Annotated in this window: 22 protein-coding genes and 1 tRNA gene; 6 read left to right on the top strand and 17 right to left on the bottom strand. The window is 37.7% G+C overall.

Annotated features, from left to right (window positions below; all coding sequences use genetic code 11):
- Positions 1-60: 60 nt before the first annotated feature.
- From gap to AC6R0T_RS09180, 3 genes are all read right to left on the bottom strand, one after another.
- Positions 61-1,062 (bottom strand): type I glyceraldehyde-3-phosphate dehydrogenase, encoded by a 1,002-nt coding sequence (gene gap / locus AC6R0T_RS09170; protein WP_206905069.1) that lies wholly within the window; start codon positions 1,060-1,062, stop codon positions 61-63.
- A 38-nt stretch (positions 1,063-1,100) separates the two neighbouring features.
- Positions 1,101-2,138: a sugar-binding transcriptional regulator gene (locus AC6R0T_RS09175; protein WP_303754663.1), complete on the bottom strand. Its 1,038-nt coding sequence runs from the start codon at positions 2,136-2,138 to the stop codon at positions 1,101-1,103.
- Positions 2,139-2,549: 411 nt separating this feature from the next.
- Positions 2,550-2,621, bottom strand: a tRNA-Arg gene (locus AC6R0T_RS09180).
- A gap of 52 nt (positions 2,622-2,673) precedes the next feature.
- On the opposite strand from AC6R0T_RS09180, the gene rpoN reads away from it, so the two are divergent.
- Positions 2,674-3,999, top strand: a complete 1,326-nt coding sequence (gene rpoN / locus AC6R0T_RS09185; protein WP_206905074.1) for an RNA polymerase factor sigma-54 — start codon at positions 2,674-2,676, stop codon at positions 3,997-3,999.
- Between the two features lie 89 nt (positions 4,000-4,088).
- Here rpoN and AC6R0T_RS09190 read toward each other — a convergent pair whose 3' ends face one another.
- From AC6R0T_RS09190 to AC6R0T_RS09205, 4 genes are all read right to left on the bottom strand, one after another.
- On the bottom strand, positions 4,089-5,390 hold the full coding sequence (locus AC6R0T_RS09190; RefSeq protein ID WP_303754662.1) for a glycosyltransferase family 2 protein: 1,302 nt from the start codon (positions 5,388-5,390) through the stop codon (positions 4,089-4,091).
- A 123-nt stretch (positions 5,391-5,513) separates the two neighbouring features.
- Positions 5,514-5,915 carry a hypothetical protein gene (locus AC6R0T_RS09195; protein WP_303754661.1) on the bottom strand — a complete coding sequence of 134 codons (402 nt, stop codon included), beginning with the start codon at positions 5,913-5,915 and terminating at the stop codon, positions 5,514-5,516.
- Between the two features lie 150 nt (positions 5,916-6,065).
- On the bottom strand, positions 6,066-6,680 hold the full coding sequence (gene rpoE / locus AC6R0T_RS09200) for a DNA-directed RNA polymerase subunit delta (RefSeq protein WP_206905082.1): 615 nt from the start codon (positions 6,678-6,680) through the stop codon (positions 6,066-6,068).
- Positions 6,681-6,755: 75 nt separating this feature from the next.
- Positions 6,756-7,190 carry a YwiB family protein gene (locus AC6R0T_RS09205; RefSeq protein ID WP_206905085.1) on the bottom strand — a complete coding sequence of 145 codons (435 nt, stop codon included), beginning with the start codon at positions 7,188-7,190 and terminating at the stop codon, positions 6,756-6,758.
- A 267-nt stretch (positions 7,191-7,457) separates the two neighbouring features.
- Between AC6R0T_RS09205 and AC6R0T_RS09210 the strand changes: the two genes are divergently transcribed.
- From AC6R0T_RS09210 to yidA, 3 genes are all read left to right on the top strand, one after another.
- Entirely contained in the window at positions 7,458-8,264 is an 807-nt protein-coding gene (locus AC6R0T_RS09210) for a lipoate--protein ligase family protein (protein WP_303754660.1), read from the top strand.
- A 65-nt stretch (positions 8,265-8,329) separates the two neighbouring features.
- Entirely contained in the window at positions 8,330-9,688 is a 1,359-nt protein-coding gene (locus AC6R0T_RS09215; protein WP_277988653.1) for an HD domain-containing protein, read from the top strand.
- A 141-nt stretch (positions 9,689-9,829) separates the two neighbouring features.
- Positions 9,830-10,642, top strand: coding sequence for a sugar-phosphatase (yidA, locus tag AC6R0T_RS09220; RefSeq protein WP_206905089.1), 813 nt, complete (start codon positions 9,830-9,832; stop codon positions 10,640-10,642).
- Positions 10,643-10,938: 296 nt separating this feature from the next.
- On the opposite strand, the gene AC6R0T_RS09225 is transcribed toward yidA, so the two are convergent.
- Both AC6R0T_RS09225 and AC6R0T_RS09230 read right to left on the bottom strand, forming a co-directional pair.
- Positions 10,939-12,654, bottom strand: coding sequence for an ABC transporter ATP-binding protein (locus AC6R0T_RS09225; protein WP_206905091.1), 1,716 nt, complete (start codon positions 12,652-12,654; stop codon positions 10,939-10,941).
- A 297-nt stretch (positions 12,655-12,951) separates the two neighbouring features.
- On the bottom strand, positions 12,952-13,395 hold the full coding sequence (locus AC6R0T_RS09230; protein WP_303754659.1) for an NUDIX hydrolase: 444 nt from the start codon (positions 13,393-13,395) through the stop codon (positions 12,952-12,954).
- Positions 13,396-13,527: 132 nt separating this feature from the next.
- On the opposite strand from AC6R0T_RS09230, the gene gloA reads away from it, so the two are divergent.
- On the top strand, positions 13,528-13,902 hold the full coding sequence (gene gloA, locus AC6R0T_RS09235; RefSeq protein WP_206905105.1) for a lactoylglutathione lyase: 375 nt from the start codon (positions 13,528-13,530) through the stop codon (positions 13,900-13,902).
- A gap of 128 nt (positions 13,903-14,030) precedes the next feature.
- Positions 14,031-14,741 carry a gamma-glutamyl-gamma-aminobutyrate hydrolase family protein gene (locus AC6R0T_RS09240; protein WP_303754658.1) on the top strand — a complete coding sequence of 237 codons (711 nt, stop codon included), beginning with the start codon at positions 14,031-14,033 and terminating at the stop codon, positions 14,739-14,741.
- A gap of 189 nt (positions 14,742-14,930) precedes the next feature.
- Here the strand turns inward: AC6R0T_RS09240 and AC6R0T_RS09245 are convergent, their stop codons facing one another.
- From AC6R0T_RS09245 to AC6R0T_RS09280, 8 genes are all read right to left on the bottom strand, one after another.
- The gene (locus AC6R0T_RS09245; protein WP_303754657.1) at positions 14,931-16,184 is read right to left on the bottom strand and encodes an ABC transporter permease; all 1,254 of its coding nucleotides are present in this window, start codon (positions 16,182-16,184) and stop codon (positions 14,931-14,933) included.
- A complete protein-coding gene (locus AC6R0T_RS09250; protein WP_206905114.1) occupies positions 16,177-17,076 on the bottom strand; it encodes an ABC transporter ATP-binding protein in 900 nt (299 codons plus the stop codon). Before AC6R0T_RS09250 ends, AC6R0T_RS09245 begins: the two co-directional genes overlap by 8 nt.
- Before the next feature lie 51 nt (positions 17,077-17,127).
- Positions 17,128-17,784, bottom strand: coding sequence for a DUF2812 domain-containing protein (locus tag AC6R0T_RS09255; protein WP_303754656.1), 657 nt, complete (start codon positions 17,782-17,784; stop codon positions 17,128-17,130).
- Positions 17,785-17,852: 68 nt separating this feature from the next.
- Entirely contained in the window at positions 17,853-18,167 is a 315-nt protein-coding gene (locus AC6R0T_RS09260) for a PadR family transcriptional regulator (RefSeq protein WP_282462274.1), read from the bottom strand.
- A 117-nt stretch (positions 18,168-18,284) separates the two neighbouring features.
- Entirely contained in the window at positions 18,285-18,725 is a 441-nt protein-coding gene (locus tag AC6R0T_RS09265; RefSeq protein ID WP_303754655.1) for a hypothetical protein, read from the bottom strand.
- Between the two features lie 254 nt (positions 18,726-18,979).
- The gene (locus tag AC6R0T_RS09270) at positions 18,980-19,606 is read right to left on the bottom strand and encodes a hypothetical protein (protein WP_303754654.1); all 627 of its coding nucleotides are present in this window, start codon (positions 19,604-19,606) and stop codon (positions 18,980-18,982) included.
- A gap of 262 nt (positions 19,607-19,868) precedes the next feature.
- On the bottom strand, positions 19,869-21,659 hold the full coding sequence (gene uvrC / locus AC6R0T_RS09275; protein WP_282462562.1) for an excinuclease ABC subunit UvrC: 1,791 nt from the start codon (positions 21,657-21,659) through the stop codon (positions 19,869-19,871).
- A gap of 255 nt (positions 21,660-21,914) precedes the next feature.
- Positions 21,915-24,128: a L,D-transpeptidase family protein gene (locus AC6R0T_RS09280; protein WP_303754653.1), complete on the bottom strand. Its 2,214-nt coding sequence runs from the start codon at positions 24,126-24,128 to the stop codon at positions 21,915-21,917.
- Between the last annotated feature and the right edge of the window lie 120 nt (positions 24,129-24,248).

A 24,248-nucleotide genomic window follows, 5' to 3' on the forward strand; every position in this document is an offset into this window, starting at 1 on the left:
GGAGAAGCGCGTCGCTTCCCCGCTTTAAAAGTACTACATTAGATTACGCGTAAGCGAATCTTATAATTTAGCGAAGTATTCTAAAGTACGAACTAATTGAGCAGTGTAAGACATTTCATTGTCGTACCAAGCAACAGTTTTAACTAATTGTTTGTCGCCAACTGTCATTACTTTAGTTTGAGTTTCGTCAAATAATGAACCGAAAGTCATACCAACGATGTCAGAAGAGACGATTGGGTCAGCAGTGTAACCAAATGATTCGTCTGAAGCTTCTTTCATTGCTGCATTTACTTCGTCAGCAGTAACTTTAGTATCTAAAACAGTTACTAATTCTGTTAATGAACCAGTTGGAACTGGAACACGTTGAGCAGCACCGTCTAATTTGCCGTTCAATTCAGGAATTACTAAGCCGATAGCTTTAGCAGCACCAGTTGTGTTAGGTACGATGTTAGCTGCAGCCGCACGCGCACGACGGAAGTCGCCTTTAGGGTGTGGAGCATCTAATGTGTTTTGGTCACCAGTGTAAGCATGGATAGTTGTCATCAAGCCTTCGATGATACCAAATTTGTCTTGTAAAGTTTTAGCCATAGGAGCTAAGCAGTTAGTAGTACAAGAAGCACCAGAAATAACTGTTTCGTCACCTGTAAGTGTTTCATGGTTAGTGTTGTAAACGATTGTTGGTACATCGTTACCACCAGGAGCTGAGATAACTACACGTTTAGCACCAGCTTTTAAGTGTAATTCAGCTTTTTCTTTAGAAGTGAAGAAACCAGTACATTCTAATACGATTTCTACACCTAGTTCGCCCCATGGTAATTCTTCAGGGTTACGGTTAGCTAAAACTTTAACTTCTTTACCGTTAACGTTGAAAGAACCATCGTGAACTTCAACTGTACCGTTGAAACGTCCTTGAGTTGTATCGTATTTTAGCAAGTGTGCAAGCATGTTCGCATCTGTTAAGTCGTTGATTGCAACAACTTCAATTCCGTCTACGTCTTGGATGCGGCGGAATGCCAAACGGCCGATACGTCCAAATCCATTAATACCTACTTTAACTGTCATATTGCGATTTCCTCCTTATGAAAATCAGGTTTTTTATTTTAAAGGGTTACCCCTTTTAAAATCTCATTTGCAGCAGCTTCATCAGTTAGAAGCCACGTTTGTTTTGGTGCATTTTGCATATACGCATTAATTGCTTTAGCTTTAGTTTTGCCACCAGCAACAGCTAAAATAATTGGCACCTTTTGTAAATCTTTTAATTGTAAACCAATCCGTGGCACTTTATAGACCACTTTACCAGTTTCATCAAAGAAATAACCAAATGATTCAGCGACTGCATTGGCTTGTTTTAGCATCAAGATTTCATTTTCAGTCATCTTGCGTCTAGCCGCCATATGCAAAGCACGCCCAATACTATGAATAACACAGTCAGCATGGCTTATCAAGTTTAACACCTCAAGGATTGAGGGTTCCTTCATAAGGGAACGATACGTGTCAGAACTTAATTGTTCTGGGACATAAAGTGCCCGATGTTCACCATTTGACCTCATTGCCATCATAGCAGAAACTGAGTTGGCTTGTACAGTCAGAGCCTCTCCAATACCACCTCTGGCCGGTACAAAAAGGTTATGTCGTTCATCACTTTCAAGGTTTGTCAGACATTCGGCAACTTGGGCCATTGTTGTCCCACCCATTACCGCGATGACGTTCTTGCCTTCAGGTAAAAGTAAATCTAACGATTCATTTAAACTCTCACCAAAGTTTTTCACGACTTTTTCTTGTCGGTCACTATCACCAGCAGATATTACACAGCGGGCAATGCCAAAATGATTGGCCAACTGTTTTTCTAATTGATGCATGCCAAAAAGTTGATCCATTACTTTGCCTAAATCGGTAAAAACTTTTTCACCCGTTTTAGTTAAGCTCATACCACTTTTTGAGACATCAATTAAAGCTAATCGTTTTAATAAATCCGTTTCGGTACGTAAAATCCGTTCGGTCATATTCAAACTATCTGCTAAGTTTCGGCGACCAATAGGCTGCATCCAGTAAATATTTCGCAAGATTTTATAACGTTCTTGCAAAACATGCAGGATATCAGGAGCAACTGCTTCAATCAATTTTAAGTCATCAAGCATGATTACTCTCCTTTTTTGACAATGGACGGTTTATGTCCATCGTAGACCTATTTCGACCCATCGAGACCAAAAAAAATTTACTGCAGGTCAAATTCCTTTAACCTTACGGAAGTAATAGTACCATTTTCCATTCTATTGTGCAACTAAAAAGCTAAGAAAAATACTTCTGAAAACTGTGCTATTACGTTAAATCGCTTTACTAATTAATCTAACGCCAAGTGATAAATTGCACAACGAAAACAAAAGCCTTGATTTCTAATTGATCCTTTATTTGCGTAAGGGAAAAATTAAATTATCACTTTTGAAGCATTCATTTCCAACAAAAATCGTGTTAAAATAGCTCAGTAGCTGTTTGATAGCGTTTTTTCACCGCAATAAAAAAGACACCTTCTTAGCTAGAAGATGTCTTAACGCGCTCTAAGGGAATCGAACCCCTGTCTCAAGAACCGGAATCTTACGTGATATCCACTACACTAAGAGCGCCGAACATATGTTAGTTTAGCTAATAATCAGAATAAAATCAAGAGGAAAATACATGAAATTTCAACAAAGTTTTTCACAAAAGCAAAAACAATCGCAAAAGCTTGCTATGACACAGTCATTGCAACAATCAATTCAAGTTTTGCAATTTTCAATTGATGAATTAGCCGAATTTGTCGAAACAAAAGCAATGGAAAATCCTTTAATCGAAGTATCAGAAGCTAATTACGCCTTAAGCTATTCCAAGCCCCGTTCTTCCAGTGGCGAAGAATTGAACTACTTAAGCCAAATTCCGGATGATCGTATTTCGTTGTTTGAATATCTCATCGACCAAGTTCACTTGAATTATCGCGATACGTTTTTACGTGACATTGTTTTATTTTTAATTGAATATATTGATTTAAACGGTTTTTTAACAATTGATTTAGATGAAGTTGTTACAAAAATGCAGGCCACAAAGATACAAGTTTTAGACGCTTTAACTTTAATTCAGCAATTGGACCCTGCTGGGGTTGGTGCCCGTAACTTACAAGAATGTCTCATGCTGCAAACTGAAAGAGATGATTTAGCGCCTAATTTGGCTTATCTTATCTTAGAAGAACATTTTGAGGACTTGGTAAATCGCAAATGGCCTGAACTAGCGAAAAAGTTAGCTATTCCAGTTAGCGAAGTACAAACAGTCTTCGACTATATTCAAACGCTAACCCCTACGCCAGGAGCAAGTTTTGGCACCACCGATGGCTTATACATTATCCCGGATTTGACAGTCAAAATAAGTGACGGAAAAAAAATTAAAATCACCAGCAACCGGCGGGGCATGCCAGAAATGCACTTCCAGCAAAGCTACTTTGACCAAATGGCAAAAAAAGCCGATGACGAGACCAAAAAATATCTAAATGAGAAAAAACAAGATTTTGAATCCCTGCAAAAAATGGTACAACAACGTGGTGATACAATTTTACGCGTGGGACAAGCAATTATCGCCCACCAACAAGAATTCTTCCTAGATGAAAGCCGACCGATTAAACCTTTGATTTTAAAAGATATCGCAGAAGAGCTGGAAATTCATGAGTCCACCGTCAGCCGGGCGGTCAATGGAAAATACTTGGAAACAGATTTTGGAATATTTGAATTAAAGCACTTCTTCAGTCAAAAAGTCGGGATTCAAAATGATAGCGGCGAAGATTTGTCGACTGATAACGTCAAAGTCCGTCTTCAAGCCCTCGTTGAAGAAGAAGACAAAGGTAAACCACACTCTGATCAAAAATTAGTCGACTTACTAAAAGCAGAAGGCATTACTATTTCCCGCCGCACGGTTGCCAAATATCGCGACGCCTTAAAAATCCCAAGCTCCAGCAAGCGAAAACGCTTTGACTCATAACACTATCTTTTATAGAAAAATTACAAGAAATAATAGAGAAAATCCCCAATCAGAATTGATTGGGGATTTTCTCTATTATTTACTTTTTATCAACTTTTTTTCCGTTCTGGGCTCACCCATGTGCCACTACCATAGCCTAAAATTGTCTTGAAGGCGGGAATTAGCGTTGTTAAGATGGTGAGGGCATTCATCATCCAATAAAGCAACATGTAAAATGGAGCAAAGACGAAATAGCGTAATTTATGACCGCGATCGTCTAAAATTAGTGCCGAACCCAATTGCAAAAAGCCGGCAATCATCTGAAAATTAACAAAGATAAACGCCATTGCAAACATATGAAAAATTCGTTCATAATTTTGCGTTACAAGAAAATAAATCAATGTCACAATAAATATAAAACTTGAAAACCAAAAGAAAAGCGACCACAAAATACTTAGGGTTTGGTCAATAAACATAACGAGCTGATTAAAGTGTTTGATTGGATGTAAGGCAACTTTAGGAAAATTGGTCAACCAAACTTCCGTGCCGCCTTTAGCCCAACGTTTGCGTTGCCGATAAAGCATTTTTAAAGTATCTGGGACCATCATGTAAAACATAATATCTGGAGCAAAAACCGGTAACCATCCTAAGAGCTGTTCATCCCAAGCAATGCTTATATCTTCAGTGGCGCGATCTTGGCGAAACAAACCCGCATCAAGTAGCGCCGTTTTACGATACATGGTATTGGCTCCACTAAAAGCATACATGGTATTTAGCGTTCCTTGCTGGCTCCGCTTAATGACACCGACAATACTAGAAAACTCAACCGTCTGGGCCTTTTCAATAATTTTTGAGCGATTTAAAACATCCATATTCCCAGTTACTGCCCCGATATTGGTTTCACTGGACTCCATAAAATAATTCATATACTTAGTTAAAGCATCTGGTTCTGGGATTGTATCTGCATCATTACTTAAAATATATTCACCTTGTGCAAAAGCAAAGCCAACATTAAAAGCATGCGCTTTTCCTTTGTTTTTTTCAATTGTGATAACCCGCAAGCGCGCTTCTTTACGAGCCAACTCGGCCAGAATTTGTGGGGTATCATCGGTGGAACCATCATTTACTACTAACACTTCATAGTTTTCATAAGATAATTGATGCAATAAATAAGCCAGTGTTTTTTCAATTACTGCCTCTTCATTATGTGCAGGCACCATGATCGTAATAAAGGGCTGCTCTTCTTTTTTAATTTCTTTAAACTTTTTAATTTGATATTTAAATAAAAAGCGATAGCAGATAACCCCAATAAACCACATAAAAGCCCCTAAAATAGGATAAGTAAATAAAACAAACAAAATAACGTTCAAAACAATATCTAAAAATTCATAACCAGTCTGAATAATGTTCACTTACTGTCCTCCTTTTTAAAGACAGCTTGTAACTCTGCTTTTGAAATATTTTTTTCTTCCGGCACAGAATACGTTTTTGTATTTATACGCTTGTCACTGGGACCAAATCGTGCCGTATAAAAATCATCCAATTCGTGCCGTTTTTTTTAACATATCATCAAAATCGTACGTAAAATTTTTACTATAATTTTCTTTTATTTCGCGATTACTTCGTAGTGTCATGATCACAGTGAAAACCGTTGCCCCAATAAAAAAGAAGACAAAAGCTTTTAATAAGAAGAAGTAAGTATCGATTCCTTCTTGATAACTCCAAACGGCTTTTACTTTGACATGATTGCGCAACAAAGTAGAAGTGAGCGTCCAATAAATGGGTATAATTACGCCCAACCAGGCGAGAATAGTTAAAATAATCGTGCGTAGTTTTAACCAGAGATGGCCTTTTTCAAAAAATTTGTCTTCATAAACAGTTTCTTGTTTTTTCTTATCCTCTAATTCGTTGTTGGTGGTGTCTTTTTTATTTTCCATATGCTCCTCCTTTTTTTTAGTATTTCGTATTTAACCAAGATTTGCAAATTAAACGATTTTTTTCACAAGCACTAAAAAAAAGCGTAAAGACACTACACTAAAAAAACGAGGATGAAAGTCATCTGACCTTCACCCTCGCATTTTTTAGTTTTATTCGTCTTCATCTTCGTCATCAAAGTCGTCTAAATCATCATCGTCATCGTCGATAATGGTTAAGTCTTCTTCGATATTTCCGGGTACTTCTTCTTCGTCATCAGAATTATCATCGGCGCCAATTTCTTGTAAGTCGCTGTTATATGCAGAGATTTCTTCATCATCGTCATCATCGTCATCGTCGTACAATTCTTTGTCGTCTTCATCTTCTGGATCGGCATCTTCTGGATCGTCATCGTTGTAATCGATGGCATCCTCATCATCGTTAATAAAGGCATTAACCTTTTTACGTTTACGTTTACGAGGTGTGTCTTCTTCGTCTTCATCAAGCCCATGAGACAATTCTTCATCAATTGAGTCAATGGCATACCATGAACGCAATCCCCAACGGTTTTCACCTAATGAGATAAAGCTGCCGTCAATGTTTAAGTCGGTATAAAATTGTGCCAATGAATCACGAATCTCGCTATCTGATTTACCCAAATACGTTTGGATTTGGTTTACTAAATCCGAAAAATCCATTACGTCGCCACGTTGCTCTAAAATCGCATGGGCCACTTCAATCATGGACAACTCGTTTTTGTTTGCCCCTTCAAATACTGTAATTTCCAAAATAGGACACGTCCTTTCGCAGTCTACGCTTTATCATACAAAAATGTACTGAAAAAATCAATTTATTTCGCAAAATTATGCTGTGAAATCTAAGCTGATCTGATATTCCCCTACGCGTTCATCGGCCATATACAAATCATAGTCAATAAAAATTGTGCCAGACATTGGGCGATCTTTCAAGCTAACATGAAGATTACGCGTAAACGTCCCAAAATACATCACCCCATAAGGTGTTGTGTAGCTGGTTTCCAATTTTTTCTTATAGTCAAATTTTAGCCGTAATCGCATTTCTCCAGATCGCGTTAATTGCACGGTTCCATCTGGCATAATTTTAATAATAACAGGAATTTCTTCGCCACTTTCTTGTACTTCTTGATAACGAATGTACAGCTTATCACCAATGGTTACCAGCTGACCTGGTAAATCAAAAGTAAATTCTTGTATTTCTTCATGTTGTTTGACTTTGGTTTTCAAATGAATGGAAACTGGTACGCCATTTTTTAAATCCATTTTTATATCCTCCACTTCACACTATCCTCACAAAAAGTGCTGCTTACTATAAGCAGGCTTTTCATCTTTAGTTTCATTCTTCACAGTTTTACCCTTTTTGTCAAACATTGCGTCTATTTCAAGGCCTTCCGTTATTTTTTCAGAGCTTTTTCGTATATAATGAAGGAAACGTGATTTAGAAATGCTTAACAAAAAAGCGCCCGGGGTAAGACGATTATCCAAATTAGACTTACCTGTAACAAAAAAGCGTTATTTAGGAGTTAGACGATGAATTTAAGTTTAGATCAAACCATTTATCCCAATCAGCAGGCGCTATTGCCTTTTGCCTTAACTGACGTCTTAATTGAACATGTCAGTCAAACAAAACAGCCCCTATTGCATTTTTGGCAATTGGAAAAGACCATGATTTTAGGTATGAAAGATACGCGGGTGCCTCATTTAAAAACTGGCGTTACAACGCTACAGCAGGCTGGTTATCCACCGGTTGTCCGCAGCGCTGGCGGTTTAGGCGTCATTAGTGACCCTGATATTTTAAATATTTCCCTTATTATTCCCCGCGATATGCAGACGACCGATTCTGCTTATGAGAAGATGTTCCAACTAACACAGCACGCTTTTCCTGAGCTTTTGATTACCACTGGGGAAGTTTTTGATTCTTATTGCCCGGGGACTTACGACTTAAGTTGCGCGGGTAAAAAAATTGCCGGTATCGCCCAACGAAAAATTAAAGACGGTATCGCCATTATGATGTATCTCAGTGTTAGTGGCCCGCAAAAAGAGCGTGGGCAAGTGGTTAAAGATTTTTATCGTGCAAGTTTAGCAGAGAAGTTTGGACAAGACGGATATCCGCCGGTAAATCCTGACAGCATGACGACTGTCGGTTCCGTAATGAAAAATAATTTAACGATTGAGCAAACAAAAACACGCTTTTTAAATGCTTTTTCACAACTTACCAAAGAAGAAATCACTCAAGTTGATAGTCAGAATTGGTTGCGTGCAACAAAAAAAAGAACTGACTATACAGAAAAGCTAAGCCGTATGATTACCCGTAATGAAATTCTTGCTTCCTTATAAATCAATTTTTCCAAAGAGTGGGCAGACTCAGACAATTTTGCCAAATCAAACAAAGGAGTAAATCGATGATGACCTTATATAAAGATCAAAAATTACCAATTGAAAAAGTATTTAGAGATCCTGTTCATAATTATATTCACGTCCAACATCAAGTAGTTTTGGATTTAATCAACTCAAAAGAAGTACAGCGCCTAAGACGCGTGAAACAATTGGGGACGTCTTCTTTTACCTTCCACGGGGCCGAGCATAGCCGCTTTTCCCATTCATTAGGTGTTTACGAAATCACCCGCCGCATCTGCGATATCTTTGAACGAAATTTTTCTGTTGCTAAAATTGGTGCTGGCGGCTGGGATGATACTGAACGCTTGGTCGCTTTATGTGCGGCACTGCTTCACGATGTGGGCCACGGTCCTTTTTCCCACACCTTTGAACATATTTTCCACACAGATCATGAGAAGATCACTGTCGAAATTATCACTTCGCCAGAAACTGAGGTTTACCAAATTTTGAATAAGGTTGCGCCGGGTTTTCCAGAAAAAGTCGCCAGTGTCATTACCCATGATTATCCCAATCCGCAGGTGGTACAAATGATTTCAAGTCAAATTGACGCCGATCGAATGGATTATTTATTACGAGATGCTTATTTTACCGGCACCGAATATGGTACTTTTGATTTAACCCGCATCTTACGGGTCATTCGCCCTTATGAAGGGGGGATTGCCTTTGCTATGAATGGGATGCATGCAGTCGAAGACTATATCGTCAGTCGCTATCAAATGTATGTTCAAGTTTATTTCCACCAAGTTTCCCGGAGTATGGAAGTTTTGTTGGAACACTTATTAAATCGGGCCCACGAATTATATAATGAAAATTCTGATGTATTTCAGCAACATTCCCAGTTGTTGATTCCTTTTTTAAAAGAAGACTTTACACTAGCAGATTATTTAAAATTAGACGATGGCGTTTTAATTACCTATTTTATTCAATGGGTTGACGAAGATGATGCTATTTTAAGTGATTTAGCCAATCGCTGGTTATCTAGAAAACCATTAAAATCAGCAAAATTCAAAGAAGGTCAACAAGACTTAATCACAAAACTATGTAAGCTGGTGGAAGAAGTCGGGTATAATCCGAAATACTATACTGCGATTAATTCCAGCTATGACTTACCTTATGACTTTTATCGACCAAAATCAGGGGTCCACCGCACGCAAATTGAATTGCAACAAAATGACGGTACTCTGGTAGAACTTTCAAAAGTAAGCCAATTAGTCGCAGCACTCGCTGGACAAAAAACTGGCGATCACCGCTATTATTTCCCTAAAGAAATGGTAGATCGCTCCTTGCAAAATAATTACGATCTTTTTAGCGATACGTATGCAGCATTTGCCCGCCATATCAAAAATGGCGAATTAGTCGAATAATAAGACCAAACTTGCCTCCCTTTTCTCTCACCACTAGAAAAGGGAGCTTTCTTTTAGTAGAATAGAAAGCGGATCTTGCCACTTTTTGGCAATTTAAGCAGCGGAAAGAATACAGCTATTTGTTTAGGAGGAATTTTTTTCATGAGTATTAAACTAGTCGCTATCGATATTGACGGCACCTTGTTAAACAGCGCAGGACAATTAACAACCGGTGTGAAAGCCGCTTTACAAAGCGCAAAGAAAAAAGGGGTACGAATCGTTTTATGCACTGGCCGTCCTTTACCAGGGGTAAAAGAATACTTGAATACGTTAGATTTATTAAGTGCTGACGATTATGTCATTACTTATAATGGTTCATTGGTGCAAAATGTTGCCACCCAACATACCGTCTTTTCTGCCAGCCTAACGAAAAACGATTACTTAAAAGTAAATTATATGGCACAAAAACTCGGGCTTCATTTTCACGTATCTGGTGTGGATGCAATTTTTACAGCTAATCGTGATATTAGTCCCTACACCGTTCACGAATCAACATTGGTGCACATGCCAATTAAATACCGCACTTCCGATGAAATGGTAAAAAATGAGTACGACATGATTAAAATGATGATGATTGATGAACCAGAAATTTTAGATCACGCCATTACCCAACTTCCCCTTGATTTTAAAGAACAATACAATATTGTCAAAAGTGCCCCTTTTTACTTGGAAATCTTACACAAAGGCGCCAATAAGGGAATTGCACTTGCGAAACTGGCAGAACATTTAAACATTCAACAAGCAGAAGTTATGGCTATTGGCGACAATGAAAATGATATGGCCATGTTAGAGTATGCTGGTGTCGGTGTGGCGATGCAAAATGCCGTCGATAAAACGAAAGCCGTTGCCGATTACATCACCACGGCTTCAAACGATGAAGATGGCGTCAAAGAAGCAATCGAAAAATTCAGCTAGACAAAAAAACAGTGCCCAAACAAGTCCTGATAACTTGTCTGGCGCTGTTTTTTTATAAAGTAAATATGAATTTCTCCTAAGAAAAAAAGTGATTTGCCCACTTTAGCATATTTAGATCTTATGGCTCAGAGTTGCCCGATTCCTTCAGCTTTTCTAGCTGTCTGGCTTCACGAATCAACCCTTCGGCCCAAAGCCTAAATTTGCGAAAATGAAGGAGCCATTTTAGCATATTTAGATCTTATGGCTCAGAGCTGCCCGATTCCTTCAGCTTTTCTAGCTGTCTGGCTTTTCTTTATCTATTTGCGAAACTGGGCTTCATACAATGCGCGGTAAGCTCCGCCTTTAGCCATTAATTCTTCATGGCTACCTTGTTGTAAGATACCAGCTGGACTGACTACCACAATTCTAGTTGCGTGTTTTATTGACGCTAGGCGATGGGCAATGATTAAAGTTGTCCGCCCTTTTGAAAGTGAGTTTAAAGACTCTTGAATGACTTGTTCGGTTTCTGTATCTAATGCTGATGTTGCTTCATCTAAAATCAAAATGGGTGGATTTTTTAAAAACATCCGGGCAATCGCTACCCGTTGTTTTTGACCACCAGATAATTTGACGCCCCGCTCCCCGATTTGCGTCTCAATTCCTTCAGGCATCTGGGCTAAAACACTATCCAAATGGGCCAATTTCGCTGCTGTCATAATCTCCTTATCGCTTGCGTCCAAACGCCCGTAAGCAATATTTTCTTTAATGCTGCCAGGAAATAAGAAAACATCTTGTTGCACAATGCCAATTTGACTTCGCAATGAACTCAAAGTCATATCCCGAACGTCTATCCCATCAATTTTTACCGCCCCTTCTGTTACATCGTAAAAGCGAGGTAACAAGTTACAAAGGGTCGTTTTGCCTGAACCACTTTGGCCAACAAAAGCAACTGTTTCCCCTGGCTTAATTGTCAAATTAATGTGATCTAAAACCTTGCTTGCTTCTGCGTAAGAAAAAGAAACATCCTGGTATAAAATGTCGCCTTTTAAATCCTTAACGACCCTAGCATTTTTTGAATCCACAATGCTTGGCTTTTTATCCAATTCTTCTGTCAGGCGCTTAAACCCTGCAATTCCTTTGGGGTAACTTTCAATCATCGTATTCACTTTTTCAATGGGTCTGACAAAGACATTTGCCAGTAAAATGAAACCAACAAATTGCCCATTGGTTAGCTGCCCTTGAATCACATAATAGGACCCAAAAATTAAAGTAAATAAATTAATTAAACGGATTAACAAATAATTATAGGCTGAACTAACAGCCATTACCCGATAAAATAAGATTTTTGATTGCCGATAAGCTTCACTTAAACCGCCAAAGCGTGCTGCTTCAAAATCCTCGTTGCCAAAAGATTGCGTAACGCGAATACCACTAACAGAAGCCTCCACCCCAGCGTTAAATTCACCAAGATTTTCGTAAATGCGCGTGTTGACTTTCGTCATTTTTTTATTGAAGAAAACCAAAGCGATTGTAATGAGGGGCAATAAAGCAAAAGTTGCGATTGCTAGTTTTACATGGGTGTGTAGCATCAGTAAAAACGAGCCTGCCAATGTCATAATCGTAATAAAAATATCTTCTGGACCATGATGGGCCACTTCAGAGATTTCAAATAAATCTGTCGTCAGCCGACTTATCAATTTCCCTGTCTTTTGATTGTCATAATACGCGTAAGGCTGACTTTGAAGGTGGGCAAATAATTCACGCCGCATATCTGTTTCAATATTAACCCCTAACTTATGACCAAAAAAGACAACAATATACTGCAAAATCGTATTCAAAATATAAAATAAAAATAAGGTCAAACAAGCCAACAAAATAATTCGAAATTCTTTTTGCGGCATAATTTTATCGATCACTTCATTGACGGCTACCGGAAAAGCCAACTCCAGTAACCCGGCTAAAACTGCACAACTAAAGTCCAAAATAAACAGTTTTTTATACGGACGATAATAACTAAAAAAACGTTTCAACATCTTTTTCTCCTTTTATTCCTAAAAATTCTTGCAACTTAAATTGTTGCTACCCTTTTTCTTGTAACAATTCAGACGGTAAAAATTTACACTGTCAAAAGACAACTCCGTCTATTATACCGAAAATTCCAATAAAAACACAATTCCCCCAGCTAAACAAACATCTATTTGAAAAACACAAGTAAAAAAAGCTTACGAAATCTGTATTTTCCTGCGAGAAAAATTATATTTTTATTATAGATAAAAAAACAGACTTCAGTCAGTCGGAAAAAAACTGCTAAAGCCTGTTTCTTTTTTTAATTAATTAGATTTTTTCATCCACTTTTGGACTGCCCAGCGATGACTGCCGCGCTTTAATAAAAGCATCGCTTCATCTGCTGTTACCCAAGCCAGGTCATTGGTTTTTTCTGTCGGCTCAGCGACTTTCTCCCAACTGTCGACAACGTAAAAATAACCGGGATGATAAAAATATGTATCGCGATGACTGGAATAAAAATATTCTACCGCTTCCCCTAAATACGCTCCAACTGTCACTTCAAAGCCAAGCTCTTCTAACATTTCGCGATTTATCGCTTCCACGTGGTTTTCTGTTCCTTCAATTTCGCCGCCAGGTAAAAAATAGGCGCCATTTGGGGCTTGTACCAAAATTACTTCTTGTCCTTCATTACGACTCACTACCACATAAGCGCCATAACGCGCTTTATAAGGCTTATCTGACTCCTTTTTCCCAAACACTGGTTCCATTTTGTAACCTCCACTTTTCATTTCATTCATTTTACCCAAATGCAGATACTTTCACAAGTTAAAGCGTATTTCTTATCACAGCTAAAGGCCTATGATAAGATATCTTTATCAAGGAGAAAGGACTGATTTTTTATGAAAATGGCCCATACATGTGTACGTGTCAAAGATTTAGAGGCATCTTTAGCCTTTTATAAAGGAGCTTTTGGCTTTGTTGAAAAAAGCCGCCGCGACTTTCCCGAAAATAAATTTACCTTAGTATACTTGAGCTTACCTGGGGATGATTATGAATTAGAATTGACCTATAATTATGATCACGCTGCTTATGATTTAGGTGATGGCTATGGCCACATTGCCATTGCAGTAAGCGACTTAGAAGCATTACATGAAAAACAAAAAAATGATAATTATAATGTAACCGACTTAAAAGGATTACCTGGTACTGCACCTTCTTATTATTTTGTTGTTGACCCTGACGGTTACAAAATCGAAGTTATTCGTGAAAAATAAGGATAAATAAATAAAAAAACTGTGCTAAAAGCGCAAAGGAAATAAAAGAAAAGCTACTACTGCCTTTTTTGTGTTTTACTTTGACATTGCTTTTAGTAACAGTTTTTTTAAATAAAGGACGTGGAAAAATGAAACCTGTTATTGGCATCGCCGCAAATGAACAGACCATGATAGACACTGATAGTCACTGGATTAGCTACACGCCAAAAAACTTTGTCACTGGTGTTCAAAATACTGGCGGCTTACCTTTATTGTTGCCCATCGGCACAATTTATGATGCAAAAAGCTACATACAAAAAATCGATAAATTACTTTTAGCCGGTGGCCAAGACGTATCCCCAGAAAGCTACGGTGCATTACCTCACCAAAAATTAGGTGCGACCAATCACAGACGCGATCTCTTTGAAATGGCGCTGGTAAAAGAAGCAGTCAAGGCCGGCAAACCTGTTATCGGTGTATGTCGTGGGATGCAGTTATTAAATGTCGCCTTTGGTGGGACCTTACTACAAGATTTAAGCTTAGCCAAAGAACCCCTCTTAAAACACGTACAGCTACCAACACCATTTGAACTTCCCACCCATCCTGTTGAAATTAATATGAACAGTCGTTTAGCTGAATTTTTACCGCAAAATTATCAAGTTAATTCCTTTCATCATCAGGTAATCGACGAATTAGCAGCAGAATTTGTCGTAACTGCAACGGCACCTGATGGGGTCATTGAAGGAATTGAAAGTGTCAAATCCCCGGTCATGGGTGTCCAGTGGCATCCAGAGTTGGCTTATTTCACCATCGAAAAAGAACGCGCATTTTTTGAGTATTTTGTTAATAAATTCGCCTAAAAAAAGGGGAATGAAATCCTTTTAAATAAAAAGCAGCTTATCTAATTTGTCCGCTAACTTAAGTGTTAACGAGCTAAATAGTAAGCTGCTTTTTAATTTGCCTCAACTTTAGAAGAAAAAGTAGGGGTGACGCTATTTATTAATTCTCAACTCTATTCACTTATCCGGTATGATAATTGCCTAAATTTCTTACTTCTTTTCTGCTTTCATCATACTTAAAGATTGTTTCAAGGCTGCAATAACGCCGTTTTCGTTGTAAACCAAGACATTTGATTTATACAAACCCGATGAAATCAGCATAAGAAAAACAGTAAAGACGGCTAAAATCACGACAGAAACAATCGCACTGGAAATGCTGGCTGTATCATTAGCCAGACGAACTGGCATTGCAAATGATGAAAAGAAAGGAATATAGGAACAAATTTTCAGCGCGATATTTTGTGGATCAAACATTCCGACAAATAAGGCTAAAAAGTAAGCTCCCATGGATAAATAAGTGACTGGGATAATCGCTTTTGAAGTATCTTCTGCCTTGTTGACCAAAGAACCACACAATGCCGCTAAAACGGCGTACAACAAAATCCCTAAGATTACAAAGATCGCTGAAAAAATCAAAAATGGACCAAAGAGAGATTCCAAAGATGCATCACCTAAAAATTGTTTGACGATGTCCATATCTTTGAATTTTTGATACCCAAAAATAATCATAAGCCCATAAATTAACAACTGTGTTAAAGCAACCAATAAGACCCCGGTTAATTTCCCATAAAAATGAGTTTGGGCTTTGGTACTTGATAAAATCACTTCCATAATTCGCGTTCCTTTTTCAGAAGCGATTTCTTGGGCAATAATACTAGAATACGTCACGACAAAGATAAACAAGATAATGGCCGAAACATTGGTTACAATCATCTGCAAACTGCTATGATCGTCTTCTGAGGTCATTGTACCAGACTTATCAAAGGAAACTTTTTGCGTCGTTAATTGGGCTGTTTGACTCAATGAGCCCACCTCTTGGGCTGATAGTCCCATCTTTTGGGCCCGCACATTTGACTGCATTTGCGTCAATAGCTGTTGAATCATCAGCTGTGTTGTTTGTCCTAAGGAAGATTCGGTAAAGATTTCGCCTGAAAAACTATCTCCTTTATTTGTTAAAACCAAAAAGGCATCCAGCTTTTCTTTTGCCAAGTCTTTTTCCGCTGCTTTTTTTGACGGGACGACTTTAAAATCATAGTCTTTATGATCCAATTGGGTAAAAGCTTGTCCCACAGCGGCATCCTCTGAGTAGACGCCAATGGTATTGACATCGGAACTGCCAGCTAATTGGCCAGTAAAGTAATAAAATGCGCCCATTAAAAATGGTGCCAAAATTAAAATTAAGAAACTAACTGATTTAACATTTTTCTTATAGACATCTTTAGCAATCACCCAAAACTTACTCATGATTGTCACCTGCTTTCCATTTGAAAATCTCCTCTAGGGTTGGCGGTTGTTGATTAAACATTGGAATATAGCCGTTTTGAGTCGCTCGCATAAAGATTTCTTTGCCTGCATCTGGATTGGATAATGTGATGGCTAAACTTTTATCTTCTTGGACTACGACCTCTTTTACGCCTTCAATGGCTTGAACGTCAGCTTGTGACAAGGACGACTCCAAAAACAGTTTACTCCGTCCAAAAGATTCTCTGATTTCCCGCACTTTTCCGTTTAAAACTGTTTCACCATTTTTCAACATAATCAAATGATCACAAATCTTCTCAACGTTATCCATATTATGACTTGAAAAGATGACACACGCACCTTTTTGGCGTAACTCGATGATGCCATTTTTTAATAACTCAGCATTCACTGGATCCAGCCCGCTGAAAGGCTCATCTAAAATAACCAATTTTGGTTCGTGAATTAAGGTTGCAATTAACTGTACTTTTTGTTGATTTCCTTTTGACAAGGATTTGACTTTATCGGTTTTCTTTCCCTTCACTTCAAACTTTTCCATCCATTTGTCAATTTCAGGAACAATATCTTTGCGTTTTTTCCCTCTTAGCTCCGCAAAGTAAATCAATTGCTCTTCAATGGTGACCTTGGGATAAAGTCCCCGTTCTTCTGGCAGATAACCAATAATGTCATAATCTTTACTACTAATTTTTTCACCATTCCATAAAATTTCACCTTCATCAGGAGTTAAAAAATCCAAAATCAAGCGAAAAGTGGTTGTTTTACCAGCCCCATTTTGCCCAATTAACCCCATAATCGTACCGTCTTGTATTTCAAAGGATAAATCTTTTACTGCGGTATAATCCCCGAAACTTTTTTTCAAATTTTTAACCGTTAGCATTTTTTCACTCCTCGTTTTTTTGGTCTAAATAAAGCCAGCTACGGGCAGAATTTATAATAATAAAGCCAGTGATCCCCCAAGAATTGCACCTAAGATCATTAGCACCACTGTATCTCGCACAATATTTTGCTTTTTGGCAAATTTTTCTGGTTTATTGTAGTATTTGGTTCTTTTTTGATAGAGCAGTTTTATCGTTCCCATACTCATCAACAAAACTACTGGAAAAGTGATTGCCACAAGCGTGACGGCAAAATATATTATCGGCCAATTATCAAAGCTGCCCCCAAAGAAAAAGTTGCCTGCTAAGTAAAAAAGAACGCCCAAAAGTGTAAACCACAACGATTGCAAAAACTGCTGACGCCATTCTTGTCTGATACGAGTTTGATAACTTTTTTCATCGGTAAAAATAGCAGCAGGACAATTACTGACAAAATAACAGTAACGTTTCATAAAAGTTGTGACGTGTTGCCAACCACTATGTTCGTATAAGGCAATATATTCTGCGTAATCTTCTTTTGACCCCGTAAAATAATCCACACTATAGGTAAGGTTTTGTGGCATCCCTTTTTGAAAAACCAGTATGCCCAAGCTATTCATTTTGACAAAATGCCAGCCTTGCTTGGCTTGTTTATTCAAACGTAACATCTCTTTTTCAGGATAAAAAGCTACCCCAAGACTTACTAAATACTTTTTGTCCCCAATTTGCATTTTTTACCTCCCAACTTGTCAAACCCGTTGTAAAAATCGGCGCTATAGCACCTTTAAGCTGAATTTATTTAGCTTAGTTCCCGATTTTTTGCCAATAACGCTGCCCCTGCTTCATAAAAAAGACGCCGGCGTTCAATATCTTGTTCCAAAGCTTTTCGACCTTTTGTAGTAATCTGATAAACTTTCTTACGATCAGAATTTTCTTGTAACGTGATGTAATCGGCTTTTTGTAGTTTTTTCAAATTCGTATACATGCTGGCTGGACCAATTTCCATGTAGCCATTAGTTATTTCACTGATTTCTTTCATAATGGCATAGCCATGTTGGGGTTTTAGCAATACGAGCAAAATCGCGTAAACACTATCTGACAAGGCCTCATCCATTCCTGCTCCTCCTCTATATCACAAGTTGATATATCGCTTAGTGATATAGTACGCTAGTCAAGAACCGCTGTCAATTATAAAAAAATTGTATCCCTTCTTTCATCTTTATCCTAAATCTTAACTCGTGTTTTTCTGAAGTTTGAGTAGGCCTAACTTTCTAGCTAGAATTTGTGCTGCCTTGTCATCACTTATCTTAGCGACTTCTTGTATTTGCTGACAGGCAATATATAAAAGAAGAAATTGGCGTTGATAACTGCGGTATGCTTGCAACAAAAAAAGCCACTTTTCATTTTTAAAGAATAAACGTAATTTGTAAAAGTAATAAGCCAGATAATGATTCCACGTCTTTTTTTCATAAATAGCATCAACTTCTTTTTGATAAAGGGTAACATCCAGTGGTGCAATTTTCACAAATAATTTATGGCAAACTTCAATAAAATGCAGATGCCCTAAAAAAACTTTGATATCGCCTTCTTTTTTTAGAAAAGCTTTTAAGCGTCGCGCTGTTGTCGTAGGTTTAAAGTAACCCAATTGGTTAGGACTCACGATTAGATACATTTTTTTACCTCCTTTATTTAACAACGAAAAAAAAACGGTACATGTCAAAAAAAACAGTACACGCTAAAAAAAATCACCGTTTTAAAAGCTTTTATGAAAATTGTGGCTAAATTAACGCAAGTACTTTTTTGTCTTTAAACTGAATTATGCTTGTGAAAATTTATCCGTCCTTTTGAGTTAAATAATTAAAAAATTCGGCATAAAAGTCTCCCCACGACTCTTACCCGAATTTTTTTATTTTTGTTTTATCTCTATCAAATTGCTTCTTCAACTAATTGTTGCCGTTTTTTGTGATTTCCTTTTTTATGGGCATCCCATTTTTCAACTTTTAAAGGTTGATTAAATTCTGCCAATTCTTGCTGTAATTGACGCAATTGATTCATCTTGCCAATTACTTGTTCAATTTGCTCTGGTAGACCATGGCTCCGTGTGGCAAAAGCTGTTAATTTTTCATCAACAAAATCAACAAACTCGTTTTGATCTGTTTGCTGATTAGCAACTTGTTGTGCAATTTGGGTCTGCCAATCACTTAGCTGGCTTAATTCATTTTTCACTAATTCTTCAACACGCTTTACTTCATGCAACATTAATTCAGTATGCTCCTGCAGCTCAAGTTTAAAATGATCGTATATCTCACCACGCGCCTCTTTTTCCCCTGCAAGTAAGCGGCGACTGTCATCAATCGTTTCAATACTCAGCTGATTCATCGAATGATAATGTTGTGCCAATTGTTTTTCTTGTTTATCGGCAAATTCTTCTTGTTCACGTTGCAATTTCGTAATGCGTTTTCTTTGCCCCAGTGTAATCCACAAAACCATAACTAAAACGATAATCCCCAAGCTGGCTATAAATAAAACCACTGTTTGTCCCTCAATTCCCATAATAACCTCCAATATTATTCAAAATATTCACAAAATATAAAATATTATAACTAATGTATTTTAATTTTACCAGTTAATTGTGCATTTTCTCACGAAGTTATTGAAAAAAAGTTACTTTTTCAGATTAACCAGCTAAATATAGCCGCTTTTTGTGTGTGACAGTAAAATGCTACTGCATCTCTAGGCAACAAAAAAATCACCCCTACAAGCAAAACATTAAAAATTTGCTTACTGGTAGGGAGTGATTTCCACTTTTACTTGATTATTCTTTTGGCTTTGTCTCAGCAGCTAAAGCACTTTGAATGGTTTTGGCTACAGCTTCGGGAATACCAATTGCGCGAATTTCATCAATAGAAGCATTTTGAATATTTTTTAGAGATTTGAACTCTTTTAACAATGCTTTTTTGCGCTTTGGTCCCAAGCCAGCAATATCATCTAACTTAGAAGCAAAACTCGTTTTACTTCTAAGTTGGCGGTGAAAAGTAATGGCAAAGCGATGAACTTCGTCTTGTATGCGTTGGAGCAAGAAAAACTCAGGTGAATTGCGAGCTAACGGTACCACTTCTAAGTCCTGACCAAAGAGCATCTCGCTGGTTTTATGTTTGTCATTTTTGGCAAGACCGGCAATCGGAATATCTAAACCTAATTGATTATCCAAAACTTCCCGGGCAGCATCCACTTGCCCTTTACCACCATCAATAATGATTAAATCAGGAAAAGGCAAATTCTCTTTTAAGACACGCGCATAGCGGCGATAAATGACTTCCCGCATGGAAGCATAATCATCTGGACCGGTTACAGTTTTAATCTTGTATTTACGGTATTCATTTTTGGCTGGTTTACCGTCAATGAAAACCACCATGGCAGATACTGGGTTAGTCCCCATAATATTGGAGTTATCAAAAGCTTCAATCCGCACTGGCGTTGGAATTTGCATCGCATTGCCTAAACTTTCGATTGCACCGATTGTCCGCTCTTCTTTCCGCTCAATTAAATCAAATTTTTCTTTTAAAGCAACTCCAGCATTTTTATTTGCCAATGCTACTAGTTTCTTTTTCTCTCCCCGTTTAGGTTGTAAAACTTTCGTCTGTAACAATGCTTCAACCGATGCTAAATCTATATCATCAGGGATTAAAACTTCTTTTGGAATAAAGTGTTCATTTTCTTGATAGAATTGCCCGACATACGTTAAAAAGTCGTCTTGTGCATCATTGTAGAAAGGAAAAATTGAAACATCTCGTTCAATTAGTTTTCCCTGACGGACAAAAAAGACCTGAACACACATCCAGCCTTTATCAATCGCATAACCAAAAACATCACGATCCATAAAATCAGTTTGCGTCATTTTTTGTTTCGTCATCACGGTATCAATGGCTTTAATTTGATCTCGTAATTCTGCGGCCTTTTCAAATTCTAAATTTGCTGCGGCCTCTTCCATTTCCGTTGCGATATTAGCGCGAATTTCTGTATGACCTCCACTTAAAAAGCGTTTAATTTCGGCTACCATTTCTTCATAAACTTTTGTTGGTACATCAAAAACGCAAGGAGCTAAGCATTGTCCCATGTGATAATACAGACACACTTCTTTTGGTAAAACTTTACATTTACGTAATGGAAAAAGTCGATCTAAAAGTTTTTTGGTTTCATTTGCCGCACCAACATCAGGATACGGGCCAAAATACAAAGCTTTATCCTTTAAGACTTTCCGGGTAATGAGTAACCGCGGGTAAGCTTCATTGGTAATTTTGATAAAGGGATACGTTTTATCATCTTTTAGCATGATATTATATTTGGGATCATTTTTTTTAATTAAATTAATCTCCAACAACAATGCTTCAATATTGGATTCGGTGACGATATATTCAAAATCTTCAATTTCAGATACAAGCCGTTCTGTCTTTGTATCATGACTGCCGGTAAAATAAGAGCGGACACGATTTTTTAAAATTTTGGCTTTTCCGACATAAATAATCGTACCATTTTTATCTTTCATCAGATAACAGCCAGGCTGATCGGGTAAGAGTGCTAATTTATTTTTAATCCGTTCATTCACGCGTAATTTCACCCACTTCATTTTTATCAACTTTCTTAAAATACCTACCAATTATAACATGGGCGTCAACGAAAATAAAAACTGGCGCATCTGCCATAGCCCAATAAAAACACCACAATCCTTTTTTTAAATTCTAGTAAAGCTAACTTTATTTTTAGAACCATGCTAAACAAGAATTGCTCATATAAATTGTTCACCTGCAAAAAATAAAAAAGATTTAGGAAAAGACACGATGCCTCTGCCTAAATCTTTTTTCTAATAATAAATTTTAACCGGTGTATTTCCCGGCATATTGTAATAAAACCACTTGGCATCTGCCACAGACATCCGAATACAGCCATGGGAAGCTCTGCGCCCCAATTTCATCCCTTCAATATGATTAAAGGCACTGGTAGTACCAGGATAGGCAATCGGAACCGTATGGAACAAGTAGACGCCGTGTTGATGGTATGAGCGGTAAAAGGCACCACCTGACCCTGCATACCAAAAAGATGAGCCCCGTTCGGCTTGAATTTTAAAATTACCGTAAGGTGTACTTAAATTATTCGGCCATAACCCTAAGCCTGTTGAACAAAGCATGGTATAGATCGTCTTAGAACCCGAACGAATATATACGCGCTGTTTTTTTACCGAAACATGAATATTTAAGTTTTTAACTTTTAAAGAAGGATACTTGCCGCCGGTGGTATACATGTAATAGCGATTATGAACATTGGTCGTCTCACTCGCTTTTAGCCACCCCAAAGCACCCCCAGGAAGTGTCACATAATAATATGTCCCGCCACTTGTTTTCGCTTCTTTTATCGCCTGCACCATATAGCCTTTATACGTTTTCTTTGCTGATTTTTTACTGCTATTAGGATCAGCTTGACTATAAAAATTCCCCGAATTAGCGTTCATGCGCACGTAGCGGTTAATATTTTTAGTACTATAAATCGTATGGGGATTACCGGTAAAGCCCGCATTTAAATAACCAATCCACGTGTTCCCATTGTAAATAGAGTAATACCAGGCCCCGTTAAAATGACGATACTTACATTTTACAGTATAAACTTTACCGTAATATTTAGCGGCACTGTCTTTTTTCTGCCAATTAAAGTTACGCCAAAAAGTTGCAGTTTTGGAAGTAATTTTTACTTTACGATTTTCTTTTTGGGCAATCCCCCCTGCATTATTGGCTTGTTTTGCCGCATTGGCATTCAAATAGCCCGCCCATTTATCCTTATTGTCACTTAAGCTGTAATATGTTGCCCCATTGTAATGACGATACATTCCTTTGGCAAGATACGTTTTTGTTAGCATAGCAGCTGTGGTACTTCTTTTTTTCCAGCCAAAACTACTCCATGTCGTGTAATTTTTATTGGTGATCGTCACATAGCGATTCAAGCTTTGGTACACACCTTGACTACCAGCTGCTAATTTAATATCTTTTGCTTCTATATATCCTACCCAGCTATCTTTGTTGTTCTTATTTTCATAAACTGTATAGTAGGTTTTGCCATTAAAATGCTGATAATAACCTTTAATTTTGACCGTTTTACCATAATAGGAGGTTGTATTGCCGCGAACACTATTAAAGTAAAAATTGTTCCAGCGTATTTTACCTTTTTGCATAAAGGTGCCATAACTGCTTTTGGCATAATATTTTCCTCCAGGGCTAGTATTTAGATCTAGCCCACTGCCTTTTGCAACAAAGCCTAAAAATTGATTTTGATTGTTGTATAAAGCGTAGTACTCTTTTTTGTTAACGGTGTAAATCTCGCGATATTGTAATGTTTTACCGTTAAAATTTTGATTTTTAGCTGCGGTGAAGACGTCTGGTTGGACGCTTAAATTTTTAGTAGTTACAGCAACATAGCCTGTTTTTGTCACATAGCTACCATTGTGCAGCGTTAACGCAGTTTCAGGCACCCAACCAAGTTCAGAATTATTCCCATCTGCTTGGACAATTTGGATCATTTCCCGATTTTCACTGGTTTTTGCGCGATTTGTTACTCGGTATACATTCCCCTGATAAGCAGCCAAGCCTTCCTTTTTTACAAACTGATTTTGAGAATCTAATTGATAGAAAAATTCATCTCCTGCTTTAATTTTGGCATATGTTTTTAAACTTTCTTTCTTGCCTACCAAAGTTTCAAGCACGTCAGCCTGTTTGATTTGAAGCGTATCTGCTGTCGTGGTAGTTTCTGTTGTATTTTCAAAAGTTTCGGTGGTTTGGCTCTGTGTTGCTTGTGTTGTTGAAGTTTGCGTTGTTTGTGTTGCGCTGGAAGTTGTCGCATTCGTCGCTGTTGTTGATTGACTTAACTCACTTTCCCCATTAGCAGAACTCGTATCTGTTTGTGTCTGTGTAGCAGCTGAACTTGACTCACTCGTTTGCGGTGTAGCTGTCTGCCCCCAAGCATTCAGTGGCAATGAAGTCGTTAAAATGCTTGCAACCAACAATACTTTAACCCATTTGTTTTTTTTCATTGTCTACTCCTTTATATTTAATTTTCCTTTTATCTTTACAAATCAATTATAACCGCCAGTTAAGGAAAACAGAAGTGAGAACCTGTCAGAAAAATAAATTTCCACTATTTTTTTGCCAAA

The sequence above is a fragment of the Enterococcus sp. S86.2 genome, assembly GCF_059834485.2.